Annotated in this window: 15 protein-coding genes; 6 read left to right on the forward strand and 9 right to left on the reverse strand. The window is 44.3% G+C overall.

All coding sequences use genetic code 11. From position 1 onward, the window contains the following. Nucleotides 1–37: 37 nt before the first annotated feature. Nucleotides 38–1,708, forward strand: coding sequence for a glycoside hydrolase family 13 protein (locus EL84_RS22275; RefSeq protein ID WP_047843157.1), 1,671 nt, complete (start codon nt 38–40; stop codon nt 1,706–1,708). 104 nt (nt 1,709–1,812) lie between these two features. Here the strand turns inward: EL84_RS22275 and EL84_RS22280 are convergent, their stop codons facing one another. From EL84_RS22280 to EL84_RS22295, 4 genes are all read right to left on the reverse strand, one after another. Then, nucleotides 1,813–2,094, reverse strand: a complete 282-nt coding sequence (locus tag EL84_RS22280; RefSeq protein ID WP_047843158.1) for a GNAT family N-acetyltransferase — start codon at nt 2,092–2,094, stop codon at nt 1,813–1,815. Then, nucleotides 2,087–2,338, reverse strand: a complete 252-nt coding sequence (locus EL84_RS22285) for a (4Fe-4S)-binding protein (RefSeq protein ID WP_047843159.1) — start codon at nt 2,336–2,338, stop codon at nt 2,087–2,089. The genes EL84_RS22280 and EL84_RS22285 overlap by 8 nt, the downstream gene beginning before the upstream one ends. Before the next feature lie 269 nt (nt 2,339–2,607). Continuing rightward, nucleotides 2,608–4,362, reverse strand: coding sequence for a methyl-accepting chemotaxis protein (locus tag EL84_RS22290; protein ID WP_047843160.1), 1,755 nt, complete (start codon nt 4,360–4,362; stop codon nt 2,608–2,610). 283 nt (nt 4,363–4,645) lie between these two features. Continuing rightward, the gene (locus EL84_RS22295) at nt 4,646–5,485 is read right to left on the reverse strand and encodes an alpha/beta fold hydrolase (protein WP_047843161.1); all 840 of its coding nucleotides are present in this window, start codon (nt 5,483–5,485) and stop codon (nt 4,646–4,648) included. Between the two features lie 151 nt (nt 5,486–5,636). On the opposite strand from EL84_RS22295, the gene EL84_RS22300 reads away from it, so the two are divergent. Next, on the forward strand, nt 5,637–6,500 hold the full coding sequence (locus EL84_RS22300) for a LysR family transcriptional regulator (RefSeq protein WP_082219099.1): 864 nt from the start codon (nt 5,637–5,639) through the stop codon (nt 6,498–6,500). 17 nt (nt 6,501–6,517) lie between these two features. Here the strand turns inward: EL84_RS22300 and EL84_RS22305 are convergent, their stop codons facing one another. After that, entirely contained in the window at nt 6,518–6,922 is a 405-nt protein-coding gene (locus EL84_RS22305) for a VOC family protein (RefSeq protein WP_047843163.1), read from the reverse strand. Between the two features lie 307 nt (nt 6,923–7,229). Here EL84_RS22305 and EL84_RS22310 point away from each other — a divergent pair, with 307 nt between their 5' ends. Then, nucleotides 7,230–8,969 carry an ABC-F family ATP-binding cassette domain-containing protein gene (locus EL84_RS22310; RefSeq protein ID WP_047843164.1) on the forward strand — a complete coding sequence of 580 codons (1,740 nt, stop codon included), beginning with the start codon at nt 7,230–7,232 and terminating at the stop codon, nt 8,967–8,969. Between the two features lie 70 nt (nt 8,970–9,039). Here the strand turns inward: EL84_RS22310 and EL84_RS32315 are convergent, their stop codons facing one another. Then, nucleotides 9,040–9,423, reverse strand: a complete 384-nt coding sequence (locus EL84_RS32315; protein ID WP_047843165.1) for a hypothetical protein — start codon at nt 9,421–9,423, stop codon at nt 9,040–9,042. Between the two features lie 324 nt (nt 9,424–9,747). Further along, entirely contained in the window at nt 9,748–11,349 is a 1,602-nt protein-coding gene (locus tag EL84_RS22320; protein WP_047843166.1) for a response regulator transcription factor, read from the reverse strand. Between the two features lie 341 nt (nt 11,350–11,690). Between EL84_RS22320 and EL84_RS22325 the strand changes: the two genes are divergently transcribed. Further along, nucleotides 11,691–13,973: a beta-glucosidase gene (locus EL84_RS22325; RefSeq protein ID WP_047844342.1), complete on the forward strand. Its 2,283-nt coding sequence runs from the start codon at nt 11,691–11,693 to the stop codon at nt 13,971–13,973. Between the two features lie 190 nt (nt 13,974–14,163). On the opposite strand, the gene EL84_RS22330 is transcribed toward EL84_RS22325, so the two are convergent. Continuing rightward, nucleotides 14,164–14,724 carry a TetR/AcrR family transcriptional regulator gene (locus EL84_RS22330; protein WP_053061564.1) on the reverse strand — a complete coding sequence of 187 codons (561 nt, stop codon included), beginning with the start codon at nt 14,722–14,724 and terminating at the stop codon, nt 14,164–14,166. A gap of 150 nt (nt 14,725–14,874) precedes the next feature. Next, nucleotides 14,875–16,557 carry a sensor histidine kinase gene (locus EL84_RS22335; RefSeq protein WP_047843168.1) on the reverse strand — a complete coding sequence of 561 codons (1,683 nt, stop codon included), beginning with the start codon at nt 16,555–16,557 and terminating at the stop codon, nt 14,875–14,877. 192 nt (nt 16,558–16,749) lie between these two features. Here EL84_RS22335 and EL84_RS22340 point away from each other — a divergent pair, with 192 nt between their 5' ends. Together EL84_RS22340 and EL84_RS22345 are read left to right on the forward strand one after the other, a co-directional pair. Continuing rightward, nucleotides 16,750–18,396 carry an extracellular solute-binding protein gene (locus tag EL84_RS22340; RefSeq protein ID WP_047843169.1) on the forward strand — a complete coding sequence of 549 codons (1,647 nt, stop codon included), beginning with the start codon at nt 16,750–16,752 and terminating at the stop codon, nt 18,394–18,396. A gap of 52 nt (nt 18,397–18,448) precedes the next feature. Continuing rightward, a complete protein-coding gene (locus EL84_RS22345) occupies nt 18,449–21,289 on the forward strand; it encodes an alpha-L-rhamnosidase (RefSeq protein WP_047843170.1) in 2,841 nt (946 codons plus the stop codon).

Raw genomic sequence — 21,289 nt, forward strand, 5'->3', positions numbered from 1 at the left:
ATAATGTTCAGTTCTCAAGAAAGAAGGATTGTATTCAATGAAAAGAGTATGGTGGAAAGAAGCAGTAGCTTATCAAATCTATCCGAGAAGTTTTATGGATTCCAACGGGGATGGCATTGGCGACATTAAGGGGATCATTTCAAAACTGGATTATATTCAAGATCTCGGTATTGATCTGATATGGATCTGTCCGATGTATAATTCACCTAACGACGATAATGGGTATGACATCAGCGATTACTGTTCCATTATGGATGAATTCGGCACGATGGCGGAATTTGATCAATTACTGAATGAAGTTCATCTTCGCGGCATGAAACTCATTATGGACTTGGTGATCAATCATACAAGTGACGAACACCCGTGGTTTATTGAATCCAGAGCTTCACTGGATAATCCCAAACGGGATTGGTACATCTGGAAAGATGGGAAGAATGGGGACGAACCGAACAACTGGGAGAGCATCTTTGGCGGTTCTGCTTGGGAATATGATGAAGTCTCCGGACAGTACTATCTCCATCTGTTCTCCAAAAAACAACCAGACTTGAATTGGGCAAATAAAGAAGTTCGGAAATCCATATATGAAATGATGAATTGGTGGCTGGATAAAGGGATTGATGGTTTTCGTGTGGATGCAATCAGCCATATTCACAAAGAAGAGGGTCTCTTGGACATGCCAATAAGAGAAGGCGTCAAATACATCTCCTCTTTTGAAAAACATATGAATGTCAAGGGAATCCAGAGTTATCTGCAAGAAATGAAAGAGAACACATTATCCAGATATGACGTCGTGACTGTTGGGGAAGCAAATGGAGTTAAGGTAGAGGACCAAGAAGATCTGCTGGATTGGATCTGTGAAGTCAGAGGGAAATTTAATATGGTCTTTCAATTCGAACACCTGGACCTTTGGAAAAACAGTACAGACAGGCAACTGGATGTTCCCAAATTGAAAAACGTCTTGACCAAGTGGCAAAAATCACTGGAAGGCGTCGGCTGGAATGCTTTGTTTATTGAAAATCACGATCAGCCTCGCAAAGTTTCATCTTGGGGAAATGATACGGAGTATTGGTATGAAAGTGCCACAGCACTTGGAGCCATGTACTTTTTCATGCAAGGCACACCTTTCATATATCAGGGGCAAGAGATAGGCATGACAAACGTGGCTTACCCTTCCATAGCGGATTATAACGACATAGCCGATCGGAATTTATATCAGATCAAACGCGAAGAGGGGATGTCGCATGAGGAGATCATGAACATCATCTGGGCTTCGAGTCGCGATAACTCCAGAACACCGATGCAGTGGTCTTCGGCCAAAGAGGCCGGGTTTACCAGTGGAACACCATGGCTGAAGGTGAATGACAATTACATCAATATTAATGTAGAGAAACAACTCCAGGAACCACGTTCTATTCTTCAATTTTATAAACAAATGATTCAGCTGCGAAAAGAGCACGATACGCTGACTTATGGGATCTATGAGCTCCTTATGCCGGATCATCCGAGTGTATATGCATATACACGCACACTGGCAGACCAACAGGTGCTGGTAGTAATCAATCTTTCTGAAGATATTGTGCAGCTTGGGGAAGAAGAACTCGGCCTCAACTTCTCAGAGATCTGGCTTACCAACTATGAGAATGGCTTGCTGCCACTGGTGTTGCGACCGTTTGAAACTATTGTTGGATTAAGCGATATAGTAAAGTAAAGTAGGATACGTAAAAAGAAAAAGGCGCCTATATCATTCAGAAAATGATATAGGCGCCTTCTATTGTTGTGTAACCACATGAAAATTAGCTGCGAATACTCGTTTTATTGATGGAGAACATCCGCGTATTCAGAGATACGATCGAAACGTCCCTTGGCAAACGGACATAGAGGTAAAATCTTAATACCGTTTTCCCGCGCGTATTCTACCATCGCTTTGATAAGTTCATCGCCAAGCCCTTGTCCTCGGTAAGCATTTTCCACCAATGTGTGATCAATGATGTATAGCTCTGTACTCGAGATTACATAGGTCATCACCGCAGCAATGTCACCGTTATCTTGAATAAGAAATCTTTTATTGGCAGGTTCATGTTCTACGTTATGCATGTTCATCCTCTTTCTTTGTTGAATATTCACCGTCCAGAAGCTTATACGTCAATGCTCCGCTTGGACATGTGTCAATATGCTGGGCAATGGCCTCCGAAGTGTCACCATCAGGATCAACCCAAGGACGCTTGCTTAAATCAAAAACAGCAGGGAGGCCCTTTACGCAAATACCGGAATGAATGCAAACATCCGAATTAAACATAACCTCGATATCTTTACCATAATATAATTTCTCTTTAACCATAGTGCATTCACATCTTTCACTGTTAAGTTTGAGTTTGTTTACAGATCGATACCCTAGGCATCCATGGTAAGCCATGTCTGCCTAGCCCTTAATGTCCGAATTATAAATGAGGAATCGTTAATAAGTCAACGTGACACAGGACAAGAACACGGTCATTTTATATGCTGATCATAACCCTGAGTCCTCCGAAAAATTAACGCTCCAAGAAAGTTATATTTCCGGCGATTCTAAGTTGTCATCTAACAACACCTTTAATGGAGTTTGGGAACTTATTTAGTGACTTCGATCTGAAATTGATCGGAATATGATTTGAGGTTGCCTGCAAGACCAGCGAGTTCCCCGGAGATGTTCGACAGTTCGTTTGCCGATCGCTGCTGCTCCACAGCACTAGCCGTGACTTCTTCGGCCATGGCTGAAGTTTCCTCGGTTGCGGAAGCAATATAACTGAGATTCTGTTCCAACTCCTGACGAATAGAGTGCATATCCATCGTCCGGCTGTCCAAACTCTGAGCCAACTCATGCACTTCGGTCGATAAGCGGCTAACCTGTCCAAATGCCTGGAGACAATCAGCGATTTGTTTCTCCTGTTCCTTAACAGCTACCATATTCGCATCAAAATGACTGCCCATCCGATGTATCTCTTGAACAAATGAACCCAGGATCTCATCAATCTCCTGGATCGAACGTTCGGATTGTTGAGCGAGCTGTCCCATTTCCCCAGCAACGACTGCAAAGCCTTTACCCGCTTCTCCAGCCCGGGCTGCTTCAATTGAAGCATTCAGGGATAGTATTTGAGTTTGTTTTAAAATGTTGTGAATCTGACCGCTAATAGAGGAAGCGAGTTCGGATTGAGTCGTCAGAGACCTGGAAATATCCTGTTGATGCTCAACACGCTTGGCATTCTCTCGGCCCTTCTCAAGCAGAACCTCATGTTCACGTGTAACTTGTACTTGAACAGAAGATAGCTGCTCTGAAGTATAAGTAAACTGTTTCACATATGAACCTACTTCATCCATTATTTTGCCGAGATTCTCTGAATGCTGGACGGAGTGTTCTGTCTCTTCAGCCTGTTTCATTGAACCTATGGCAATTTCCTCGATCGCTCTGGAAAGTTCTTCGCTCTGACGCTGGTTTGTCTGAGCGGTTTCCGAAATATCTTTTGATGACTGCTGTAATGTATTTGAACCTTGCTGTATTCCCATCAGAATGTTCGTCAATTGGGCAACCATGATGTTAATCAAATCACTAATGTCACCGAGTTGATCATTGGACATGTGTGTGGATACGACTTTGAGATTCCCATCAGCAACCTGCTCGAGACTTGACTTAATATCGCGTACTTGTCTAAGAATACCTCGTACTACGAATAACATCATGACCAAAGAAAGAATCAGTACAACCACAAAAATCGGGATAATGGTCTGATAAGCATTATTCACAGATGTCGCGGAGACTTGATTCACTGCTCCAGCAGAAATATCAATGCCCAGATAGCCAATGACAGCACCTTGCGAATCCTTGATTGGTGTAAAGGAGGACAATAGCTGTCCCCAGGTTGGATCATCTACAATGCCTGTTGTGACGACTTCACCGCGTAACAAGCGTTCCTGAATCTGGGGATTGAATTCCATTGCAGTGCCGTAAGGACTATATTCCGTATCGTCCCAATTCGCTCCATCCACGGTGTAAATCCACCCGTCCGAAGTTTTGTTATACATATAAACATACAAGGCTCCCGATTGAAGCCTAACTTTAACGAGTTCGTCCCTAAGACTTTTATATTCGTTGCTCTCCTCTGAAGCAGTAGAAGATAATGTCTTAATTAATTCCGACTCCTGACCTAGTTGAGAGGCGGTATTCACAGCCAGCTGCTGATTGTTATGCTGCATGGTCATTAATGATGCATTTTCACTGGAGTCGATGGTGGCCCATATGATTAGACCGCCCATGGCCAGTAGCGGAACCAGAATAATCAAATACAGTTTGAACCTTAAATCCATCTTTTTTTTGCGAGTCTGTCTCACGTACGGTTCCCCCTTGGATGTAATAAAGTAAATATGGTTATTCGTATAACCCCATACTATTTATCGTAATATTGAAGGGGGAAATGAAGACTAACACTAAATTTGTATATACATATACGTAGGAGAATATGATCATTTGTAGTACCAGTGCACTCAACCCGAATGTAGAAGTTACGTCTTGCATCAAGAAACGTTGTCATTAACCAAAAAAAGCTCCACCAGCTTTATGCCAGTGGAACGCTTAATTTTTCTCTAAGACATTCTGTTCAATATACAAATATACTCATGGATGCTCATTGCAGAAACGGTCGATATAATCGGAACATTGCCCAGGTTCATCTTCCATAACGAAATGACCTGCTTTGGGAATGACATGCAGGCAGGCATGGGGAATATCCTGGACAAGCCTCTTTGCATAAGCGAGGGGCTGCCATTCATCTTCTTCCCCCCATAAAATTTGAACGGGAACCTTCAGCTTGGGTAAATCTGTTCCATAGGATTCAGTATATTTTGCATTATAGTGAGCTACCTGATGGGAGAAAAAAGAGGCTTTGCCCAATGAACCTGTATGGGGTTCCAGATATGCATCCAGTGTATCGCCAGTCATAAGCTCTTTATTATACACTGCCATGGGTAATTGTTTCTTTAGCATGATATCAAAATCTGCACGGGGCATTTGTTCAACCTGTTCAAGCTGTTCTTCAATAATTTTCTTCCAGGTTGGTGAGGGCCACGAATCATAGCTGGGCATGTTGAGTAACGTAAGCGATTGTACACGTTCAGGCTGTTCCAAGGCCAGTTGGACTCCGACAATTCCACCTAGATCGTGGGCTGCGACATGTAAACGATCCATTCCGAGTTCGTCTAAAAGCTGACTAAACAGCGTATATTGTGTTGCCACAGAAGTATCTGCTTCGAGTGGTCTTTCGGATGCTCCATATCCAAGAAGGTCATGTACGTAGACTTTATACCCTTTTTGAACCAGCGCGGGTATTACTTTTCTCCATTCATAGCTATAAGAGGGTGTTCCGTGAAGGAGCCATATGGGAGAGCCTTCTCCGTATTGCTCATAAGCGATTCGATATCCATTAATCAAGATGGATGACGTTGCTACTGTTTGCATAGTGATTACTCCCTTCCATAAACGATTGAGATTAAAAATGAAATGGGCTCTTAATGAGCTACATTGAATATAAACGATTGCTTTACATTAGTTAAATTGATAGTTTATATGTAAACGATCAGTTTTAATGATGTTACAAAGAAGGGAGCCAATGATGGAAATACGTCATCTGGTCACATTTATTGCAATTGTGGAACACGAGGGATTTACCAAAGCTGCTGAACATCTTGGATACGCGCAATCTACAATTACATTGCATATTAAGGCGTTGGAAGAGGAGATTAACTACCCTTTATTTGATCGAATTGGTAAGCGGGTTATTTTAACGGAGACCGGGAAAAAATTGTTGCCACATGCCCAAAAAATGCTTGAGCTTTATCATATGATTAAGGAAGTGACTGTTGCACAAGGTGAATTAACAGGTAATATCGTGATCAGTATTGGGGAAACGTTGTTGATCTATCGTTTTCCACCTATTATTGAAGAGTTCAAAAAATTGCATCCTCATGTCAATATCGAGTGGCACCAATTAGATTCCGTACATTATAAAGAGAATTTGATGCAAGGTAAAAGTGATATTTCCTTCATGTTGGGGACAGAGGTGCATGATCCCAATCTGTACAGTGAGAAATTGGCTGAGGAGCCCATGATGCTGCTGTACCCCAATTCATTTGAGCTACAACGGGACATTGTACGAAGCAATTTACTTTTTACCGAAAGAGGTTGCGGTTATCGCACATTGTTTGAACAATGCATTGAAGAGTATCAGATTGGGATTACTTCCAATATTGAATTCTGGAGTATTGAAGCTGTGAAACAGTCGATATTGAGCGGTATGGGCATATCCTTGTTACCTCGAATTACGGTAGAGAAGGAGCTGAAGGAAGAAAAACTTTCAGGTCAGCAGTACAAACAAAATCTAGCTACGCAGTTGCTGTATCCCAAAAACAAGTGGATCTCTCCCCAAGTAGAAGCTTTTATTGAGATCGTTAGAAAGCATGCCGCCCTCTGGTAGCTCATTTCAACCGTCCTTTATAGCCTACCACTGAACCGTTGGATTGCTTCCTCGGTCACCGGCGTGAAGAGATTAACCAGATTACCGTCAGGATCACGAAACAGCACAGCACGATTCCCCCACGGCATTGTGCTAGGTTCCTTTACCCACTCATCAACAAACGGCTTCAAGCGCTCGTATTCGGCATCAACATCGTGGACGTGGAACTCAATAATGACAGTACGATTGTTGGCTGCCACAGCGGAACCAGCGCCAAATAGTTGCACCGTCTGGGAGTGGCCGATCGCTAGAGTGCACGATGGCATAACGAGTTCGGCAAAGACAGGTGCAGGGCGTTCCGCCGAAACACCCGTGATTTTCTCATAGAACTCGACGAGACGATCCACGTCATCAGTAATGATACGCAAAGAAGCAAAATTCACGAGATATCATCCTTCCTATAATAAGTAATACATTTTGGACCAAAAACACTTCGCATTTACTTCTACTCCTTTACAATTGCTTACTCCAACTATACAAATACACTACTGACAACAGTATGTCAGTAGTGTTTTACGAAGAAACCACCGTCCACTAGCCATCATTCTATAGAACGTATTAGAGTTTCAAAGTGAGGGTAAGTGCTAAAAATCGATTGTACTTGGTGGTAAACAGTGTTACTCTAAAAGTCTGTGTTCGACAATATATTTAATACTAGCCACCAATTTAGTTGTAAAGAAAGGTAACACTATGATAAAAGTTGAAAACTTATCCTTCTCATTTCCACAAAAGGAACTATATAAAAACATTTCATTTACGTTTGAAGAGGCACAACATTGTGCTTTTATCGGAACAAGCGGAAGTGGAAAAAGTACACTGATCGATATCCTGATGGATCCGGAACGATATTTGTTCGAGGGCAGGTTAGAGATAGACCCTGATTGCAGAATCGGGTATGTGAGTCAGTTTTTGCAAGTAGACAAAACAAAAGAAATGACCGTTTTTGAATATATCGCAGAAGAATTCATCAAGATACAAGATGAAATTACAGCGATTTATGCGGAGATGGCCACCACATCGGATATGGATTCCCTGATGGAAAAGCTTCAATTGGCTTTGGATGCCTTCGAGGCGATGGATGGTGATAATTTCGAAAAAAACATCAATAAGCAGTTAAACCTTGCCAACCTCATGAAGCTCAAAGATCTTAGTATATCCGCCATAAGCGGCGGGGAATTCAAACTTATTCAAGTGATGAAGGAAATGCTGAATCGTCCAGACTTCATGATTATGGACGAACCCGATGTATTTCTAGACTTTGAAAACCTGAACGCGCTTAAAAAATTGATTAACTCCCACAAGGGAATGCTGCTGGTCGTTACACACAACCGGTATCTGTTGAATCATTGTTTCAACAAAATCATACACCTAGAAAACACAGAGCTCCAGGAGTTTGACGGGCGATATATCGATTATAACTTCTCACTGCTTCAGTCTAAGATCGAACTGCAAGAAATCGCGGTTGCAGAAGCTGAAGAAATTGAGAGATACGATCACATCATCGACAATCTTAGAGAGATCGCCACATATAATTCGGAAGCCTCGAGAGGCAGAGCGTTAAAAGCCAGAGTCAAGTTTCAAGAGAGATTGGAAGCACGTCGAATAAAAGAACCCTTTGTCGATATCAAACAGCCAAATATCCGTTTTGGGATCGATAAGGAAATGGAAGACACCGTTGTAGTTAACGTCAATAACTATAGCGTTTCCTTTGACGAGTTGCTTTTGGAAAATGTGAACTTTGAGATCAAATCGACAGATAAAGTAGCCCTGATCGGTCCTAACGGTACCGGGAAAACGACTTTACTCCGAGAAATCTTTAAAAATAATCAGGATTCCATTGAAATAGATACCGATGTTAAAGTGGCCTATTTATCTCAGGTTCAAGGCGAAATGTTAAAGGATTCGAATACCATCCTAAATGAATTCATAGATTCCGGGTTTCAAACGTATGATGAAATTAGATCGTATCTTCCAAACTATGGCTTTGAAGGAGAAATCCTTGATCAAAAGATTGAATCATTGTCTGGCGGTGAAAAAAACATGCTTCAATTGGCTAAAGTTTCTGCCAGTCAAGCCAACGTATTGCTCCTGGATGAACCAACAAGCCATTTGGATATCTATACACAAATCGCATTGGAGAAAGCCATTGAAGACTACAAAGGTGCGATTATCATGATTTCTCATGATTTTTATTCGGTTGTAAATGGTATGGATTATGTTTTAATTATTGAGGACAGAACGATTAGTAAAATGAGTATAGAAGAATTCAGACAGATGATTTATGCGAGTCATTTTGATGAAAACTATCTAGAAAATGAACAAAAGAAAAAGTCTGTTGAAATGAAAATTGAATTGGCTTTAAAAGATACTAATTTTGAACTTGCAAAAAGTTTGGTTGATGAGCTAGAAAAGCTGATTAAGTTGCTTTAGACAAGGTGAATATTCCATAAATCTAAATCCCCCTGTATGTGGATTAATCCGCATACAGGGGGATTTACTTCTAGAAACAGCTAAACGAGCTGATTCGCTGCAGATCAATGCCGGTGTATAGCCAGAAGAAGCCATTCCAGCGGAAGCCAGCCACCGAATTTCTACCGACAAATACCGGGTACATCCAGAAGCCGGGACCACGATCCGGCCAAATATATGTGTAGCGAAACAAACAGCCGGATATGGCTCTTGGATCTACCGCATATAACGAAGCGGGTTGCTGTGGAATGAATGATGGTGGCGGTCCGGTAGGTGCCTGCACGCCTTGTGGTCCGCCGCCTCCACCCCCGGGGAACGATGGCGGACCAGGAAATCCGCCGGGTCCTCCTGGTCCTCCGGGACCCCCAGGTCCGCCAAATCCTCCACCAGGTCCAAAAGGAGGTAAAAATGTCATATCACATCACTCCTGTTCATTAGTCTAATGTATTGTATGTAGGCAATTGAGCAGGGGAATGGGTGAAAGCCTATAAAAGGCTGCTAATTTGGTCATGGCCTTGTCAGGCGGATATTCAAAATAAAGACAAGCTCAAGCTGCGACCGTTTATCCTTGGGCATGTCCGAGTAGTGAGTTTCTTTCATGTTTTGGGAAAATTGGACAAAACTACGGTGAAGCCATAATAGATTTATACGAACTGCAAAAATGCACTGGGAGCAATCCCGGTGCATTCTCCTTTTAAAATGAGCGATAGGCCAAGACCTTTTTTTTCCATTCATTTCGTTAACGAGTGCGAAAGTCCTGTGGTGTGCAACCATAATGCTTTTTGAATATTTTTATAAAATGCGGCGGAGCCAAAAAACCAAGCGCCTTGCTGACATCTGCAATTTTGAGGTCTGAGTTCAATAACAGGTAAGATGCTCTGTTCATACGTAAGCTGTACAAATAATCACCAATCGTTTCTCCAGTGACCGTTTTGTACACCTTGGACAGGTAAACGGGGTGCAGGCCGATATAATCGGCAATGACCTGAAGGGAGATACCTTCTGCCAAATGCTCCTGAATGTATGTTCTCACTTTAGACGTAATTTGTTCGTGCGCATTCATCAGCTGATTGGAGGCCTGCTTGCGTCGCTGATTAATCATTTTCTCTGCCCAGCTATATATGCGTTGGCCGGATAACTGGCTTTTTTTCCGAAGCAAAAATTCGAACTCCTCCCCAAGCATTTCCTCAACCGTCGTGTCCTGCGATTTTAGTGAAATCGAGAATGTGGAAGACAGGTAGAGTAGTACTGTAAACAATTGATCGTGGGACAGTTCTTTGCCAACTTCGTTCAAGAAAAGAATTCTGGAAATTTTGCTTATGGCCTCATCCCAATTACCTGATTCCAGCAAGTTAGGGAGCAAGGGTGGCTCATACAAATTAATTAGGTTTTGCTGTTCATGGGAATCCGCATCCTTTTTGTCCAGCGTAATAAAATAGCTTTTGTTGCTGCCCACATTCCGATTGATGGCTGACACGGAGGCTAAATATAGATCGGAGAGGTGGTCAGGGAAGAATTGCTCTTTACTCAGACAAATGGAGATGGCTCCCTTTAAAAATTTTTGCACATTGTTTTGCAGTCTGACCGCGTGGGAGTCGACTGAATCGAGTGCATGCAGATCACTGTTTTTGATCAGAAATACCAGATATCCCTGCTCTGTAATGCAATGCCACAGCTTGAACGGATGCTGAAACACTTCTTCGGCTATATTGGTTACAGCATATTCGAGCAAGGATAATGACCGAAGATCATAACCGGAAAATTCTTCCTCCATCCGAATGACCATCATAATAAAGGGGTCAGAGGACGCAAAGGGAATCTCCAGCATGCTGAGACGCCCGGCCAAAATCTGATGGCTCATGGCTTTGTTCTGAAGAAGTTCCTTGAGCAGCTGATTGCGCAACAAGGGCATATTGGCGTGAAGAGCATGCTGAATTTGCTGAAATGAACTGATGCGTTCCCATTCGTGCTCAATATTGGCGATAGCCTTTGTTACAGCTTGGATGAGCTCATCGGTATTTATCGGCTTCAGCAGATAATTAGCAGCCTGATACTGAATTGCTTTTTGGGCATATTCAAACTCATCGTGACCAGACAAAATAATACATCTAATTTTACTGGAGAATCGCCGAATCTCCAAAATAAGCTCCAAACCATCCATCTCGGGCATACGAATATCGGTAATCATGATATCAACAGCGTATTTGGAAGCGATATCGAGAGCCTCCGCAGCCGAGTAAGCTCTATGCACTTCCTGGATGCCATAATCTTCCCAGGGAATTGTCAGCGCGAGACTATCAACAACCGATTTCTCGTCATCCACTATTAATAAACCGTACAAGCTAATTCCCCCTCTATAGACAAGCTGTTACAACACTTATTGTATTGTATGATGGCCGAACTATCATTTCAATGGATGCCGCCTTGGCTCACCTCAAATCTTAAGAAAACGATACAGATGTTCAGAAATACCTATGCGGATTACCGCTGCATATGGCTTGCGAGGCATGAAAGCTTTCTTTGTATTCAGATTGCGTTATATCACATTAAGAAAGCGCTATTTCATGTCATTCAACGAGACAGTATTATTAAAAAGAGAACTAAAACAATATTATGCGGGACCTTACATAACCGTTTTGCATGTCAAGGATACCTGCCGATAGATGAAGGAGTGTCTGGATGATGAATCGTGATATCAAGCAAATCGTGAAACAGTTAACTTTAAACGAAAAGGCAACACTATGCTCAGGTAGCAGCTTTTGGACAACGCATGCTATAGAACGTTTGGATATTCCATCCATTATGATGACTGATGGTCCTCATGGATTACGCAAGCAAGCAGGTGATGCCGACCATTTGGGACTGAATGGAAGTGTTCCCTCCACTTGTTTTCCATCGGCGGTTGGGTTGGCCAGCTCCTGGAACCGGGATCTCGTTCAACTTGTCGGAGAAACAATTGGTAAAGAGGCGCAAGCGGAGGATGTCGCCATTCTGCTCGGCCCAGGGGCGAACATCAAGCGTTCCCCGTTATGCGGGCGCAACTTCGAATATTTCTCAGAGGACCCTTACCTGACGGGTGAACTGGCAGCATCTCATATTTCAGGTGTGCAAAGCCAGGGTGTGGGAACCTCACTTAAGCATTTTGCAGTGAACAATCAGGAGCATCGCCGAATGACTACCGATGCGGTGGTCGACGAGCGGACGTTAAGAGAAATCTATCTTACCGGGTTTGAGAAGGCGGTCAAGCAAGCGCAGCCATGGACAGTAATGTCTTCTTACAATAGAGTGAATGGAACGTATGCGTCGGAGAATGAATATTTGTTGAATACCATTCTGAAGAAAGAATGGGGACATGAGGGCTTTGTTGTGACAGACTGGTCCGCAGTGAATGAGATCGCAGCCAGCATCGCCGCGGGACTTGGACTGGAAATGCCTTCTTCCAACGGAGAAGGACCACGTAAAATTGTGGAGGCGGTGAATGGCGGCGAGTTATCCGAAGAAAAGCTTGATCAATCCGTGGAGAGGTTGTTAGCTGTTATTTTCAAGACGGCAGAGCATAAACGTCCAGAAGCAACCTTTGATTCTGAGCAGCATCATCAGATTGCCAGAGAGGTAGCAGGAGAAACAATGGTTTTGTTGAAAAACGAGGACGATATTCTTCCGCTGAGCAAGAATAGCCGCATTGCCGTTATCGGAGAGCTAGGTCAGAAGGTCAGATATCAGGGCGGCGGCAGTTCGCATATCCATCCTACTCAACTGGATAACCCTTATGAACAGATGGTTTTACTTGCTGAAGCGGATGCATCGGTGACTTATGCTGAGGGCTACAAGCTTGCTTCAGATGAAAGTGACCCGCTATTGATGAAGGAAGCCGTCGAGGCGGCCAAGGCAGCGGAAGTCGCTGTGCTGTTCATTGGTCTGCCTGACCGCTATGAATCGGAAGGATATGACCGGTCTCACATGGACATCCCCGCTAACCAATCGGCGCTAATCAAAGCCGTTGCCTCAGAGCAGCCTAACCTTGTTGTCGTATTAAGCAATGGATCACCGATTGTGATGCCATGGCTTGATGATGTGAAGGGAGTACTTGAGGCTTATCTGGGCGGTCAGGCAACTGGAGGAGCCATGGCGGATCTGTTGTTCGGAGAAACAAACCCAAGCGGTAAGCTGGCGGAAACGTTCCCGCAATCGGTGCATCATAACCCTTCGGCTCTGTTTTTCCCCGGGGACGGAGATCGTGTGGAATACCGTGAAGGCATATATGTTGGTTATCGTTACTATGATCGTAAGGGCATTGAACCGTTGTTCCCGTTTGGTTACGGATTGAGCTATACACAGTTTGAATATACCGGTCTGAATCTGAACGATACACAGTTCAAGGATACGGATCGGGTTACGGTAACTGTTACGATTCGAAACACAGGCACTCGTTACGGTCAAGAGGTTGTGCAATTGTATGTGCGGGATCAGCAAACCGTAGTAAGTCGTCCGGACAAGGAATTGAAGGGATTTGCCAAAATCGGACTGGAGCCGGACGCTGAGGGCAGCGTTTCCTTCACACTGGATAAACGCAGCTTTGCCTATTATAATGTTGATTTGAAGGACTGGCATGTAGAGAGCGGTTCCTATGATATTTTGATTGGCTCATCCTCTCGTTCCATTCTCCTGCAACAGACGGTCAACGTGGAGTCCACAACAACCGGGCCAGTACCTACCTTTGACCGTAATACAACGCTGGGTGAGCTGCTCGCCAATCCAAAAACGATGGCTGTCATGAGTCAATTACAGGGACTGGTTCCAGAGGGAACGGAAGAGGCACAATCCGATGCGATATCCTCCGAAATGATTCAGGCAACCATGAAATACATGCCGCTTCGTTCGTTGATTCCGTTTACGGGAGGGGCTTTCACGGAGGAAACTCTTTCCCAGTTGCTTGCTGGATTAAATGCGGCTGTTCGTCAGTAAAATCAAACTTCTGCTTCAACTATAAAACGCTCAAAAACGCCTATAAGTCATGACTTATAGGCGTTTTCCATCTAAGGATGTTATAAGATGTATTCAGGATGTACACATCATCGAGAGGGCTGCTCCATCTGATCTCACAGCGGTCCTCATAGCACAGCTATCAGTTATATCTTAAAATCGGAACCGCTATTCAGGACTTGAGATGATCCAAAAATATGTTCTTAAGGATATTAAATTGCTCGGCTTCGTCCACTTTTGTTTGGAAGGCTTCAATGCCATTGAGCATCGCTGTTTTTTTGGAGAAGTTGCCAAAGACATTAATCATCGTGTTAATCGTTTCAACCACATTAGCATCGTTACGAACAGATCCATCCTTTTGACCAAGCTCAGCCAGCTCTGCACAAAGCATAATAATCTGTTGGTAGTTAGAATGATACATCTCGATATCCTCCAACGGGGACTTGGACATTGCGACGTAACACTCAAAAGCTTCTATTAATTTGGAACTTCGCTGGCTTTCTACCTGCTGGAAAAAAACTAACGAGTCGAAAAGGCGGCCAAGCTTGTCGTAGCAGGTGCCTTCACCTCTGATAATATCGGAGAATACCAGAACCTCGGACTGAACAATATCTGAAGCTACAGCAACAATAAGCTGCTCTTTCCGCGGAAAGTAGCGAAAAATTGTGGCCACGCCTAGTACTGCCTCGTCCGCAATATCCTGCATGGTCGCTTGCTCGAAGCCTTTATTCAAAAAAGCAATTTTAGCTGCTTCAATTATAGCTGCTCGTCTTCTTGTTTTGAGGTCACTGCGCTCTTGTTGAAGCCTTTGACGGGGTTCTATTGTAAAAACCTCCTTGTTGGAATGAACTCAAACTATGCTATCAAACTAGACTCTTTTCTGTCAACGTAAGGATTCATTCTGCCAATTGGCGAGCGACCAGTTTAATCGGACACGCATGCCTCCAAGGGGACTCTGTTCAAACTGGATACCCGAATGGGTAGCGTCCTGAATGCGCAGACGCTCCGCAATATTCCAGAGTGCACATCCCATCGTGTCCACAGGCGGCTCGGATATTCTGGCCTTAAGTGCATTAATTTCTTCCTCCGTCATGCCTTTCCCGTCGTCGTCAACCACAATACAGAGCCCGTGTTCCGTGCGCTCAACGGTGATATGAATGGAACCGGAATCCCACTTGGCTTCTATGCCATGGATGATGCTGTTTTCCACCAAAGGCTGAATGAGTAGTTTGGGAATCGGGACAGATCTTAGCTCGTCCGGTAGCTCAATCTGATAAGAGAGACGGTCCATGCGTAAGCTCTGTATCTCAAGGTAATTGCGAACGATACCCAACTCTTTTTCCAAACAGGTCATCGGCTCGTCAAGGCGTGTGGTGTACCTGAAATATTCAGCCAAGTTCTGGGTCATGGCAGTAACCGCTTCCTCATTGCCCAATCTTGTCATATTATTAATGAAAAAGAGACAATTATATAAAAAGTGAGGATTAATCTGGGCTTGTAGCTGTTTCAGCACCGCTTCACGAGCTACGATTTTTTCCTTGTATACCTTTTCAATCAAATCCTCAATCTGTCCGGCCATGTCGTTGAATTGACCATATAAGTAATCAAATTCATTACCGCTCTGCCGCTGAATACGATAAGAGAAGTCGCCATGCTTCAAAAGACGAACACCTTTTAACAGAGCAAGTATGGGGATCTGTACCTTGCGGAAAAGAACAACAATAATCGTGACCCCCGCCATAAACAGCATGACACAGGCAGAGTAAAACCAGAATTGGGTCATTCGTATAGGCTGTAACGCTTTATCAAGAGGCATAAAATCAATTAAATACCAACCGAGCTGATGAGAGTACACATAATTGACAATGTACTGGGCTCCGTTAACCGAAACGGTTTCTGTACCGGAGGATGGTTGTAGATGACCGGTTAGCTCCTTCATGATGAGAGGGGTAATGGAATTAGCCTCTTTGCGAGTAATCAATTGCTCGTCCGGTTTATAGAATAACGTCTCATTCTCGCTCTGATGTGAGTTCTCAACTATATCCTCCAGATTGCTGCGCGGGAACTCCAACCGAATAATGATCTGTGGACTGACCTTGTATTTATAATATTTAGCTGTAGCTGCATCATAGTTCCAGCCTGATTTCAGTGAATCTACAGAGGGAGTCTTCATATCTAACTCCGAAGAAATGATCCATTGATTCAACAGAACCGAGTAGACCGATATTTTGTTATTCCATCCCTCGGACAAACTTTGCAAATTGACTCTCACAGCAACATTTTGAATCAACTGTACCTGCTCAAAGGAACTCATCACGTCAATGGATCGCAGCAGTGCAATAGAATTGTCCGTTTCCATGGAGATGGATAACATATTCAGCCGATTTATGCTCTGATCGAGTGAGTTAACGACAAACTGCACTCGATTGAGATTGTTGGTTTCAATATCCTTTTGAACGGTATCCAGACTGGATTGAACCGAGAAGGTATACATGACCAGGACGGCGACAAGCATAATCAGCGTGATGGCCACTATGTTCATAAAGGTCCTGTATTTCTTTTTCAACCCTTAACGCCTCCTGCCAACGATGTAAATTCACCTTATTGTAGGCTGGCATTGGATGAAATACAAGTGATTTGGAATGTAATATAGATGAAGGTTAAGAATGAATTATCTAATGTTGAAAAAGCGTTATTTCGACTGTATAACTGGCACGATATGATGAAGATGAATTAGATGAAGGAGTGCATTTCGCACATGAGTAGCAAAATATACCTGTCTCTTTCTGTTGCTTGTTTGATTCTGTTTACCGCCGCATGCAGTGGTAAAGCACAAGAGCCTATGCCTGTAAAAACAGGTGTGATCGTAACAACAGTCAAAATGAATGATCCAACCACCATCTACAAAAATGGCGAAACTGCTGCCGATAATGTACATATCCGTTGGGCCAGAGAAACGCTTGGCGTGGATATTCGGACCCAATGGAGTGCTCCTGTCGATGACTATGATATGAAGCTTCGATTAATGCTCTCTGCTGACAATACGTTACCTGACGTGTTCTCATCCAATGTCATGGACACAGTCAATGGATTTATGATCTCAGGCAAACTGTTGGACGCTGGACAAGCCTTTGATCGATATGCATCATCCACTTGGAAAGCGGCTATGGCTGAAGTGCCAGAAGCATGGAAGCCTTTTGAGATTGACGGGAAACGGATGGCGATTCCGATCATTACGGAGCAAGCCTCGCAGTCCGTACTTTGGATTCGCAAGGATTGGCTAGATTATCTGAACCTGAAGGCACCAAGCAATCTTGACGAACTGGAAAGTGTAATGAAGGCCTTTACCTATGATGATCCAGACGGTGATGGCGTACAGAATACCTACGGTATTGATTTTGCAATCAAGGACCAGTATCTGGCCTCGCCTATCGGAGACATATCCTGGGTATTTGGTGCGTATGGAGCGATTCCAAGTATATGGAGCAAGAATGTACAGGGCAATCTCGTGTACGGAAGTATCCAGCCTCAGATCAAAACCGCACTGGCAAAACTGCAAGACTGGAAGAAAAAAGGATATGTGAGCAATAACATAGCTCTGCAGGACTTCAATCAGGTCAATAAAAATATCCTTGATGGCAAAGTTGGCATGGTAGCTGGTCCACGCTGGTTTGGAGATTATCCGCTGCAACAACTTAATGAAAAGGATCCGAAGGCTGAGTTTGTGCCTTATCCGATTCCTGCAGGAATGGACGGAACCACAGCGAGATTCAAAGGAAACTCTTACAGCGGGGCTTTAATGATCAGCGCAAACATTTCTGAAGAAGCCTTGCAGGCTTTTTTTAAGTATCAGAACTATCTGTATGAGGCTACGGTGACGAATAATCCGTTGTATCTGAGTGCCTATCAGAATGGATATGATTATGTACTGAACCCGGATGGTTCGGTGGATAGTGACAGCCGCGATATTCCCGGGGGGAAAGTGATAACGTTCAAATATACCCTCATGGGACAATATGCGAGTTACCCTTCCCGATTCAGAGCAGCTCTTCTGAAAATGGGCAAGCGAGAAGGGCTGAGCTCTCATGATCGCGCCATTTTGTTCAGTATGGGAATTGACCCTAAGGATGAGAAGCAGTATCCCATTATGAAGGCAAATGTTGTAGAGACCAGGCAGCGGCAGATTGATCGAGTCAATCTGTTTCAGGGGCCCCCGACAAAAACAATGCAAGCTCGAAACACTTATTTGCAAAAAATGGAACTGGACACCTTCAACTCCATTATTTATGGAGAGGAGCCACTCGCCATTTTTGATGAGTTCGTGAAAAAATGGATGGATTCAGGCGGAAGAAAAATCACGGAAGAAGTGAATGAATGGTACCAATCGGCGCAGACTCGGCCTTAAAGCAGGATGGTTAAACGTTCCGAAAGGTAATCGACAAGGGGAGGTTTCATCGATGAACATTACTCATATGAAAACAAATCACATCACTAATCCGCTCGGTTTTGCGGTAACCAAGCCAACCTTTTCTTATACCGTTACGGATACGACAGCGACAACACAGATCGCCGCACAGGTAGAAATTGCACTGGATGAATCTTTTGCAGAGCTTGTATTTGATAGCGGAATAACAGAGGATATGGATTCGCTCGCGTATTCACCGGATCTGGAACTGGTTGCACGGACGCGTTACTTCTGGAGAGTTCGATTATGGAATGAGCTTGGGGAAAAGGCGACCAGTGAAACGGCCTGGTTTGAAACGGCGAAGCAGGATGAACCATGGACAGCAAAGTGGATTACACCTGAACTGGAACCGACGATTCATCCAGTCCTCCAGAAAACGTTCGAAGTCAAAGGTCCCATCGCCAAAGCACGGGCGTACATCTGTGGTTTGGGAGTATACGAATTGGAACTAAACGGAGTCAAGGCTGGGGATGAGTACTTGGCCCCTCATTATAATGCCTATCACAAATGGCTTCAGTATCAAACCTACGATATTACCGACCTGCTGCAAGAAGGGTCCAACGCGATAGATGTCCGTTTGGGGAATGGCTGGTATAAGGGACGGTTTGGTTTTGAAGGAGATACCACTGCCAATTTGTATGGTGATCATTTTGCATTGCTGTCCGAGCTGGTGATTACGTATACGGATGGAACAGAAGTTGTTGTCCCTTCAGATCTGTCCTGGCATGCCACCCGCTCGAATGTGGTGGATGGTAACATCTATGATGGAGAAATCTATGATGCCACGCTGGACGTGACTGAGATTTATCCAGTTCGGGAAAGTGAAATGGGGTATGAGCTTTTACAAGCAAGAAAAAGTCTTCCGGTCGTGATCAAGGAAACCTTGAAGCCGATCGAAATTTTGACCACGCCTGCGGGAGAAACGGTCATTGATATGGGCCAGAATATGGTAGGCTGGCTGCAATTCCGTACTACGGCACCAAGCGGAACGGTCATCCATTTGCAATATGGCGAATTGTTGCAGAAAGGCAATTTCTACCGGGAGAACCTTCGCTCGGCTAAGGCGGAGTACATCTATACAGCAAACGGTGAAGAAGCTATTGTGCGTCCGTATTTCACATTTTACGGTTTCCGATATGTTAAGGTTGAAGGCTGGGCAGGCGAACTGGATCTGAATGACTTCACAGGCTGTGTGGTTTACTCGGATATGGAACGTACCGGGTATTTAGAAACCAGTCATGCTGGCGTGAATCGTTTGTTCGAAAATGCACTCTGGGGGCAAAAGGGAAACTTCCTAGATACCCCTACCGATTGTCCACAGCGCGATGAGCGCATGGGCTGGACAGGGGATGCACAGGTATTCTCCGGTACAGCAAATTACAATATGGATACGTATGCCTTTTTTAACAAGTATGGATATGATCTGTGGATGGAACAAGAGGATCGGAACGGTATGGTTCCGATGGTCATTCCGGTTGGACGTGTGCAGGGCGGAGGGTCCAGCGCCTGGGGAGATGCGGCAACCATTATTCCGTGGAACACGTATCTGCATTCCGGGGACCCATCCATTCTGGAGCAGCAGTTTGACAGCATGAAGACATGGGTAGATTACATCAAGCGTTCGGATGACGAATCCGGTAGTACACGTTTATGGGCGATAGGTTTTCACTTTGGTGACTGGCTTGCGCTAGATGGGGATGATCCGAACTCTCCAATGGGGGGAACAGATAATTACTTTATTGCCTCAGCCTACTATGCCTATTCTTCAGATATCGTAGCCAAGGCTGCCAAAGTACTTGGACATCATGATCTTGCCGCATCCTATGACCAGTTGGCGCAAGAGGTTAGAGCTGCAATTGTGAAGGAATACTTTACTGCGAATGGACGTCTGGCAGTAGATACACAGACCGCATACGCTATAGCGTTGTATATGGATCTCGTTCCTGAGCAACATAAAGCACGGATTGCAGAAGCTATTCGCTTGCGTGTACGCAAGGATCAGAACCACTTGAGAACTGGCTTTGTAGGTACGCCGTATTTGAACCGGGTTCTATCAGCATATGGAAGCAATGATATCGCCTATACGCTTCTGCTCAATGATGATTACCCAAGCTGGCTGTATGCGGTCAATATGGGAGCAACAACAATCTGGGAGCGTTGGAACTCCATTTTGCCAGATGGTACAATCAGTGAAAATGGTATGAACTCGCTTAATCACTATGCCTATGGTGCCGTTGTTGAATGGATGTATCGTCATATGGCGGGGATCAATCCAGTAGAGGATCGACCTGGCTTCCGCCATGCACTGCTGGCACCGATGCCTGATTTCAGAATCCAGTGGACTAAAGGTCGCATTGACACCGCTGCAGGAACTTATTGCAGTGAATGGAGGTTTGATGAAGCAGGTAAGCTGTATTTAAGCTTCTCTGTTCCATTTAATGCAACAGCAACGATCAAGCTGCCACGCGCCGTGGTTGATCAGGTGATGATGAACGGAATTACACTTTCGGATACAGGCCTGATTGTCGTTCAGGTTGAAGATGAAGTGATCATCGAAGTGGTGAGTGGCACGTATGATTTTATTTATGTACCATCCGTGCCATACAAACAAACGTTAAGCACCCGTACACCTCTGAATGTACTGCTTCGTAACGAGCATAGCCGGAGTATGCTGCACGAGCTTTCACCGGTGCTGGCTTCGCTGGACCCGGGGACAATTGGCCCGATGGGGGAAGCAAGCTTGCGTGATCTATCCACCTATCCTTCGTTCAGTACGCCAGAGGAAGAACTTGACCAGCTCGATCTCAAGCTGGAGACCATTCAAATCGTATAG

The sequence above is a fragment of the Paenibacillus sp. VT-400 genome, assembly GCF_001029205.1.
Taxonomy (GTDB): domain Bacteria; phylum Bacillota; class Bacilli; order Paenibacillales; family Paenibacillaceae; genus Paenibacillus; species Paenibacillus amylolyticus.

Bases quoted from the DNA above. Each gene is read 5' to 3' on its own strand.
- EL84_RS22280 (WP_047843158.1), bottom strand. From the start codon at position 2,094: ATGCATAACGTAGAACATGAACCTGCCAATAAAAGATTTCTTATTCAA.
- EL84_RS22285 (WP_047843159.1), bottom strand. From the start codon at position 2,338: ATGGTTAAAGAGAAATTATATTATGGTAAAGATATCGAGGTTATGTTT.
- EL84_RS22275 (WP_047843157.1), top strand. From the start codon at position 38: ATGAAAAGAGTATGGTGGAAAGAAGCAGTAGCTTATCAAATCTATCCG.
- EL84_RS22325 (WP_047844342.1), top strand. From the start codon at position 11,691: ATGAATCGTGATATCAAGCAAATCGTGAAACAGTTAACTTTAAACGAA.
- EL84_RS22340 (WP_047843169.1), top strand. From the start codon at position 16,750: ATGAGTAGCAAAATATACCTGTCTCTTTCTGTTGCTTGTTTGATTCTG.
- EL84_RS22295 (WP_047843161.1), bottom strand. From the start codon at position 5,485: ATGCAAACAGTAGCAACGTCATCCATCTTGATTAATGGATATCGAATC.
- EL84_RS22310 (WP_047843164.1), top strand. From the start codon at position 7,230: ATGATAAAAGTTGAAAACTTATCCTTCTCATTTCCACAAAAGGAACTA.
- EL84_RS22300 (WP_082219099.1), top strand. From the start codon at position 5,637: ATGATGGAAATACGTCATCTGGTCACATTTATTGCAATTGTGGAACAC.
- EL84_RS32315 (WP_047843165.1), bottom strand. From the start codon at position 9,423: ATGACATTTTTACCTCCTTTTGGACCTGGTGGAGGATTTGGCGGACCT.
- EL84_RS22345 (WP_047843170.1), top strand. From the start codon at position 18,449: ATGAACATTACTCATATGAAAACAAATCACATCACTAATCCGCTCGGT.